At 37.4% G+C, this 8,173-nt stretch carries 8 protein-coding genes; 2 read left to right on the plus strand and 6 right to left on the minus strand.

What is annotated here, in order from left to right; all coding sequences use genetic code 11:
- Positions 1-515: hypothetical protein (locus JGH11_RS13390; RefSeq protein WP_201112611.1), on the minus strand; the 515-nt coding region annotated here is incomplete at its 3' end.
- An 848-nt stretch (positions 516-1,363) separates the two neighbouring features.
- Here JGH11_RS13390 and JGH11_RS13395 point away from each other — a divergent pair.
- Together JGH11_RS13395 and JGH11_RS13400 are read left to right on the plus strand one after the other, a co-directional pair.
- Positions 1,364-1,828 carry a GNAT family N-acetyltransferase gene (locus tag JGH11_RS13395; protein WP_201112612.1) on the plus strand — a complete coding sequence of 155 codons (465 nt, stop codon included), beginning with the start codon at positions 1,364-1,366 and terminating at the stop codon, positions 1,826-1,828.
- The gene (locus JGH11_RS13400; protein WP_201112613.1) at positions 1,818-2,387 is read left to right on the plus strand and encodes a hypothetical protein; all 570 of its coding nucleotides are present in this window, start codon (positions 1,818-1,820) and stop codon (positions 2,385-2,387) included. Before JGH11_RS13395 ends, JGH11_RS13400 begins: the two co-directional genes overlap by 11 nt.
- Positions 2,388-2,405: 18 nt before the next feature.
- Here JGH11_RS13400 and JGH11_RS13405 read toward each other — a convergent pair whose 3' ends face one another.
- From JGH11_RS13405 to JGH11_RS13425, 5 genes are all read right to left on the minus strand, one after another.
- Positions 2,406-2,891, minus strand: a complete 486-nt coding sequence (locus tag JGH11_RS13405; RefSeq protein ID WP_236263989.1) for a hypothetical protein — start codon at positions 2,889-2,891, stop codon at positions 2,406-2,408.
- 169 nt (positions 2,892-3,060) lie between these two features.
- Positions 3,061-3,933: a succinate--CoA ligase subunit alpha gene (sucD, locus tag JGH11_RS13410; RefSeq protein WP_201112614.1), complete on the minus strand. Its 873-nt coding sequence runs from the start codon at positions 3,931-3,933 to the stop codon at positions 3,061-3,063.
- A gap of 89 nt (positions 3,934-4,022) precedes the next feature.
- Positions 4,023-5,153 carry an ADP-forming succinate--CoA ligase subunit beta gene (sucC, locus tag JGH11_RS13415; protein ID WP_201112615.1) on the minus strand — a complete coding sequence of 377 codons (1,131 nt, stop codon included), beginning with the start codon at positions 5,151-5,153 and terminating at the stop codon, positions 4,023-4,025.
- A 189-nt stretch (positions 5,154-5,342) separates the two neighbouring features.
- Positions 5,343-7,037, minus strand: a complete 1,695-nt coding sequence (locus tag JGH11_RS13420; protein WP_201112616.1) for a BACON domain-containing protein — start codon at positions 7,035-7,037, stop codon at positions 5,343-5,345.
- Positions 7,038-7,129: 92 nt separating this feature from the next.
- Positions 7,130-7,984, minus strand: coding sequence for a hypothetical protein (locus tag JGH11_RS13425; protein WP_201112617.1), 855 nt, complete (start codon positions 7,982-7,984; stop codon positions 7,130-7,132).
- Positions 7,985-8,173 lie beyond the last annotated feature (189 nt).

Consider the following 8,173-nt stretch of genomic DNA (forward strand, 5'->3'; position numbering starts at 1 on the left):
CCATCGTATTCTCTATAAAGAGTATATACAGCAGAGTCATAAAATTTGTTTCCTGCATATACACCCCATTTTCCATCATATTCTCTATAAAGAGTATAAATTTGTTTGCTTATTTTTTTCTCACCCCCTCTCACATACTCCTCATCCAGATTAAAAACAATATCCCCGTCAGGCTTCTCTCCGGCACGAATATAATTATTGTCGATATTAAAGACCACATCGCCTGTCTTTGTTTCCCCTGCACGAATCAGGTTGCCGTCTAAGTTGAAGACCACGTCACCCGATTTCGAACCTCCGGCCCGTATGAGGTCTCCATCCCGATTGAATACCACATCGCCCGTTTTACCCTTTCCGGCACGCAGCAAATCGCCGTCACGAGTGAAAACTATATTTTCTTTCGGGGTAGGGTCGGGGCTTGGCGGAGTAGGTTTGGGGTCTATGGGGTTGTCCTCATCGCCGCATGCGGCAAGAATAAGTGTGAGTATCAAAATAAGTATGCAGTGTGGTAGTTTCATCAGTTGTCAGATTGTTTTATACAAATATAGACTAAATGAATTAACAATAGTTTAAAACTTATAAGCAAAATAGGGGCTATAAATATAAAAAGCTTGTAACATATCTATAATGTTACAAGCTCTTCTCTAACAATAGTTATCTCTGTGTAGCTCTTTATTTATGTAAAGTTAAGGATGGATATATAAACAGGAAAACCCTGCATTTATTAACTTCTAATTAAAAAACTAAATCATCATCATATTTAACATTTGTATACCGAAAAGGCATTTTATTAGCCACTAAACTAATATATTATGATATATAATAAAAATATATTGTGTTAAAATGACGTTTTTCTTTTTTATCGTTTTATGATTTATTAAAACAAAAAAAGGCTTACAATGCAATAATAGTATCGTAAGCCCTTTTCGTTAAAAAAAATTGAATGAAAAGATGAAGCCTTGATTGCAACGATAAATATTTTTCGTTATCTCAAGTCGTCTGTCGAGTTAGTTATATTTAAAATCAAGTAATGAATTAAGTATGAATCGACAACTTTCCAATCAAGTCTTATGCAATTATGCTATCCTTTTCATTACAAATATACTGGAAATGAAAGCCAAAAAGAAATTTATTGTGTTAAAATAACACTGCGTGATTGGCCCTTTCTTTAAATATATATAAATAATTGGTTGATATGTGTTTAATAACATAATTAGACGCTTCGAGGGGCTTTTAACTTTGGTATACAGATCTATTTTTTTCCCTTACTTAAAAGCTGGATAGTTCCGAAGAATATACCTGAGGGGAAGTTGTCGGCTATCATTATTTATTATCTTTGTTCGTGTAGATAAAAAATGAGATTAAAATGATATATATAGAACAGGTAGGGGAAATTACCGATGAAATTGAAATGGCTTTTACGCTTCTCATACCTCAATTGTCACCTCATTGCAATATACCCTGTGGCGAAGATTTGCAAAAGCTGGTTGCTTTGCCCGGCAATTACTTGTTCATCGCCCGCAATACTCAGATAGTGGGTACTTTAACCCTTGTTGTAATACACACGCCATCAGGCAAAAAGGCATGGATAGAAGATGTAGTGGTCGATACCTCGGCACGAGGTCAAAAGATCGGTGAATTGCTGGTTAGACATGCCGTAAGCTTTGCTGCCGAATTGGGAGTGACAAGCATTAATCTCACTTCTCGGCCCGATAGGGTGGCTGCCAATAAACTTTACCGTAGCATTGGCTTTGAGTTGAGAGAGACAAATGTATATCGCTTGGATACAAACAAGTATACGCTACCTGATTTATTCCCTGATGGAGAATAGATACAAAATAGCAGTCGGATCAGACCAATCGGTAATATTGGAACTGTTAGTAGCAAAGAAAAAGAGATATGCCCGATATATTTTACTGACTACAGCATCTGTTATTTTCTTGATACCTGTTATAATTATTTTAGTTCTTTTTCTTCCTTCGGGCGAACCGCTTCAATTTGGTATTCTCTTTTCTTTTATAATTTCGTGGCTCTGTGGCGGTTATTTGTTTCGACTGTATTTATGGAATACATATGGTCGGGAGGTATATGTTTTCGGCACAAGGAAACTTACTTATTATGCCAATTACAGGTTGATGAAAGATAGATATAAAGAATGGTCATATAGTAAAATAGATATCTACTATTTAAGTAATAACGAGGTGTTTCCTATTAGCTGTCTGCAAAATGAAAGTGTTGAATATTTACACCAGACACAGAGTTCTGTGTGTTTTATACTGAACGGAGAAGAGATAGTAGTATCCCACATTCAGTTGTCTTTGGCCGAGGTAATTGATATTTATAGCCAATGTATACCGTCTTTATATAATAAGCGTTGGATTGCCAATTGAAGGGTAAGATTAATAGATCTAGTATTCGGGAATCTTGGTTTTCTCATTTAATAAGGAATATAACCTATACATTGAAGGTGATATCGTGGTCCAATTCCCAACAGAGTTGTATTTGCATATCCGGGTTGTGTTAATCATACTAAATCCGATAGATATATTACCTACATAACAGGTTGCAAATTGTTCTGTGCATACCGGGTTGGTCACTATATCATAAACATATTTGAACAGGGAGTCTTTTTCCTGTTGGGTTATTTTAAAATATTCCTGTCCTCTATTTATTGGCCTATATTGAACAGAGGATTTGTCTATTTCTACTTCCTCAAAATCACAAGTATCTCGTATTCCATATTCTTCATATCTGTCAATTATAATAGTCTGGCTTCTCGATTCAATTTTAAGTGTTTCCCAATTTATATTGTCGTTAGTTTCCAGCTTATGAGCATTATTCTTACATGAGGTCATTATTATGAATGCAGTAAATGTTAATAAGATAATTTTCATAATGTTTATTTTTACAAATAGAGTAAAATAGAAGTGAAATTCCATATTTTAATTTTGGTAAGAAAACAGGATAATCAACATAAAAGAGTGTTAACAAGAATGTCTGATTATAGATAAAAAAGCCTCTTTGCATCAAGCAAAGAGGCTTTCATCTTCTTACTTACAAATCTTACTTACTTAATCGTTCTTTCAGCATCCCCGGAATATCAGCCGGTTCTTTGGCTACTTTTACTCCCGCAGCTTCGAGTGCAGCTATCTTCTCGGCTGCCGTACCCGATCCGCTGGCTATGATTGCACCTGCATGTCCCATCTGTTTGCCAACGGGGGCAGCTTGTCCGGCAATAAAGCCTACAACGGGTTTGGTTACATGCTTCTTGATATATGCGGCAGCCAGTTCTTCGGCATTGCCGCCTATTTCACCTATCATCACTATGGCGTCTGTATCAGGGTCGTTTTGCAGCATTTCCAGTAACTCCCTATAATAAAGTCCTACCACAGGGTCGCCACCCATACCGATGGCCGACGATTGTCCCATACCGTTTGCCGTCAGCTGATATACCACTTCGTATGTCAAAGTACCACTACGGCTGATGACTCCAATATTTCCTTTTTTGAATATTTGTCCGGGTAGTATGCCGACAAGGCATTTATCGGGCGACATCAATCCGGGGCAGTTAGGGCCTATTAGCATAGCCCCTTTCAATTGAGTGAAACGGTAAGCTTTAACAGCATCGAGAGTAGGCAATCCCTCCGATATACAGATAATCAGTTTGATACCTGCATCAGCAGCTTCCATAATAGCATCGGCTGCAAATCGGGCGGGGACGAATATAATAGACGTGTCGGCTTGAGTCTGTTGCACAGCTTCATATACAGTATTGAATACAGGTACACCGAGTACTTCCGTACCACCTTTTCCGGGCGAAGTGCCACCTACTATATTTGTTCCGTACTCTTTCATTTTTCTGGTATGAAAACTACCGTCGCGTCCGGTAATTCCCTGTACTATAAGTCGTGTTGATTCGTTTATTAGTATGCTCATAAGTTTAATTTTTTAAATTTGAAAATTAGCATATTAGCAAATGGATATATCAAAACAATTGCTAATTATCGAATAGGCTAATTCGCTAATTATTTACTGTTGACTGCCAACTGTACAGCTTCGCCCATTGTTTCAGCTACTTTGAAGCGTGTGCCTTTCAGCATCTCGCGGCCTTCTTTTTCGTTGGTACCTGTAAGGCGAACAATAACCGGAATATCGGTTTTGAGTTGTTCGAAGGCGGTGAGTAAACCTGAAGCCACATCGTCGCAACGGGTTATGCCACCGAATATATTGATCAACACTACTTTTACTTGAGGGTCTTTGAGCAAGAGGGTCATAGCATCTATCACTTTGTTGGGGTTGGAACTGCCGCCAATATCAAGGAAATTTGCAGGTGTACCTCCGTATAGTTTTATCATATCCATGGTTGCCATGGCCAGACCTGCGCCGTTTACCATACATCCTATCTCACCATCTAGATGCACATAACTAAAGCCTTTTTCTTTTGCATAGGCTTCGGTTTTTTCTTCTTCGGTAGGTTCAAATAAGGCTTGTATCTGAGGCTGACGATAGAGGGCATTGTCGTCGAAAGTCATTTTGGCATCGATGGCTATCAGGTTTCCTTCGTGGGTGAGTACCAGTGGATTGATCTCGGCCAAAGATGCATCTTTATCTATGAACAAATTGTATAGCTTTTGTAAAATATCGGCCATTTGGTTTACCTGAGTCACTTCGTCGAACAGGCAGAACGCAAAACGGCGAGCCAGATAATCGGGAATGCCAATAAATGGATCGATACTGAAGCGGTGTATTTTTTCAGGTGTATGCTTGGCTACTTCTTCGATGTCCATACCACCTTCGGCACTCATCATCAGTATTACCGTTTTGGTATTGCGGTCAATAACAAAGCTTACATAATATTCCGATCCGATGTTTACGGCCTGGCTTACAATGATTTTTGTTACAGGAAACTCTTTGATGTTCATGCCTAGTATAGCATTGGCATGGGTAAATACATCTTCTCTGTTTTTCGCAAGTTTTACTCCTCCGGCTTTGCCCCGTCCTCCAGTCAGAACCTGCGCTTTTACAACCACCCGTTCTATGGCTAATCGGTCATATGCAGCAACGGCTTCATCTACTACATTGCACAATACGTATTTTTCTACAGGGATGCCATAAGACGAGAAAAGATTTTTAGCTTGATATTCGTGTATCTTCATAGGTATAATAATTTAAAAGTGAATATTAAACAGATACCTTACTATAACCCTTAAATTTAGCTGTAAGTTTTTTAATAATGCAGATTTTATATATATTTTTAATTTAACAGGTGATAGATGAAGTTGATAAAAGTTATTACAATTGTCGAAAATGTGATATGTTACTTATCTTTTTCTTTTAATATCGGATCAAGGCTTGAATACACATTTCTCCAGCCTCTTTATGATCTCTTTATTATCCAATATTCTTATCGGCATAGACTTTGTTCCTTTGTTCAGATAAGTATGTACTTCGGGTGGATAATAAAAAGCTGTTTCAAAAATAGTCTTGTTCTCGTTTAGGTTTTCACTTTTCATGACTTCAAAGATTGGATATCGATAGCCTTTGGCATACCAACGGTATATTGTGTAAAGACTCTTATTGGGAGGGAGTTCGCTCGGCTGGCTTCCCGGTAAATAGTCATCCTGGATAAGCTGTGTGTATCTGATCCTTATGACGTTGTCTATTTTTCCGGTTGGAAATATAACAGAGCCATAGGCGTCGGCTTCCATTTCCATATATCCTTTAGTGGCAATACCTACTGAACCGGAATATAGCCCTTTCGATTTATAATCGTATTTATAAGAATCTCCATAGTAGGTAGGGAATTTGCCGAAAATCATTCGAGGATTATATTCCAATATTACACTTGGGTTTTCGTGTCCATAGGCTAGTATCTGATTGTCTTTGGTATGGAAAGAGTACATTGTATTGTGCTCGGTGCGGACTACTAAGCTATTAGGTTCGGTGGATGCTAGCTTAAATCGGGTTCTTCCTAATATATATTCATTCGTTCCTGTTTCGAACGGAGGATCGGAGTATTCTACGGTATATGCGCTATTTGTAACTTTAAGATTACTAAAATTCCATACTATATTTTCTCCTTTTGAACCGGGATCTACATGTTCTATTTGCCTTCCTATCAGCTTGTCTCCGGTACGTATGGCATTATCTCTTTCGTTGAACTGGTAAGGATTATCTGTAACCGTTATAAATCTACCTTGCTTGATATATACTTTTTTAGTCAACTTACCGGCTTTTATAATAATTTCGGTTTCTCTCTTTTTATCTGAAAGATTTTCCAGAACCGATACTGCAAGAGTTTGATCTTTTATACCCTCTTGTTTGTCGGGCACACACCATGTTGCCTCTGGTGATACAGTCCATTTTCCATTAGATGTGATAGTTATTGCTTTAGGATCATCTTTAGAAAAGAAATTGATAACGCCATATGATATATTTAATGTATAAACCAGTCCGGATTGCTTGATAGTCAGTTGTTCAGATTTACTTCCCGCTTTAATTGTTAGAATAGCTTCTCTCGGAGCTTCGTCAAGATTTTCTTCTATTTTTAATTTTAATATTCCACTATCGGTTTCCGTTCCTATATCGGGAATAATCCATTCTGGAGCATCCGTCACTGTCCAGGCTTCATTTGTTATTACTTGTATACTTTTTTCATCGCCTTCTGCAGCAAATGTTAGCTGGAATTCGGAAATAGCTAATGTTACATTTTTTGCCAATTGAGTTATTTTTAAAGATATAGTTTTACTTCCGGCCTTAATTGTCAATTCGGATTTTCGATCGCTTTCATTCGGATTGGCTAAAGCTTTAACAGTTATGTGCTGGTCACCACTGCCTTCTGTTATGTCTAAAGTACACCAATCTGGTATATTATTGATGGTCCATTCGTGGTTTGACTGTATTCTGAACGACTTTTCTCCCTCATCTGCTGTATAAAACAGTTCTTGGACAGAAGTGGTTAAGGTTATCTCTTTTTCCTCATCTTTGGAGCATGCCAATATTAACGATAATATTAGGCTGAAAACAAGAATATTTCTCATAGTTAAATATATTAGTTTTTTACGAAAATACATTATTTAGTCTAATAAATGATATAAAGAATATTAGATTTCTTATTTAATTTAGACACTACTTATTTTATTTCATACCTATGATACTCTTCGGGTGAAGGATAAATAACGATTCTTGAATTTTTACTTGCTTCCGGAATCAAGCGTATCCGATCTTCATCCGTAAATTCCATTCTGCGTGCAAATGTTTCAATATGCAGTCCCGCTTTTATTTCAGGGGAGTATAACATTTTTATTACTTTCTTCTCTTGTTCCGAAATGTAAAACGGTTGGCGAAGAAAACTTCTTACATCTTCTTTCGATCTGAAATATTGAGGAATTACCGATCTGCCGATAGTTACATAATAGGAATATAATTTGATGGGATGATCGAGTCCGAGTGCGTGTTCAAACTCGTGCAACAGCGTTTGTGAGTTCGAGTGGGCTCCATCGTATATACATGCATAATTGATACTCCACGAGCGGTCTGATTTCCCGTTAATCTTTGCCATTCCATTGAGACATACAGGACGTGGGTGAGACTTGATTTTGTGCGACACCACTTCCGATACCTTACGGTATACGTGGAGGTTACCACCGCTTCTTACACGTTCTATTTTTATGGGAGCTAGTAGCGGGGCTAGTATGGCAATCACCGAGTCGACTTCGGCAATCGATTTATCACTCAGGTCAGCGATATTTTTTATTTCTACCTTTATATCTCTGTCCCATTTTCGGATACGCGTGTCTTCGTGCATAAAGGCAACATCACAGAATAAGCTCAGTTCATCGTCTGTGTATCCTATTTCTCTAAACAAGTCGGCGTTAAATCTGCGGATTTCTTTCACAGCTTCATTTTCGTTAATAAAAGAAGCTAGTCCTATTACTATTGTCAGAACCATAAACGAGAATATGGTATACTTAATAAATCTCACCATACTGTTTTTCATTAATGTATAGACATTAATATGCGTCGCCAAAGGAGAGCGACACATATCCCCCTTTTTACAAATATATTGATTTATATATTTGTTTTATAATCTATAGAGTAATTTGTTTACAGAATTCCATAAATGAAATCAAAAAAAAATAATATTTTCTTTTGTTAGGTGTAATATGCTGTAAAC

It is taken from the genome of Dysgonomonas sp. Marseille-P4677, assembly GCF_016652235.1.
Classification (GTDB): domain Bacteria; phylum Bacteroidota; class Bacteroidia; order Bacteroidales; family Dysgonomonadaceae; genus Dysgonomonas.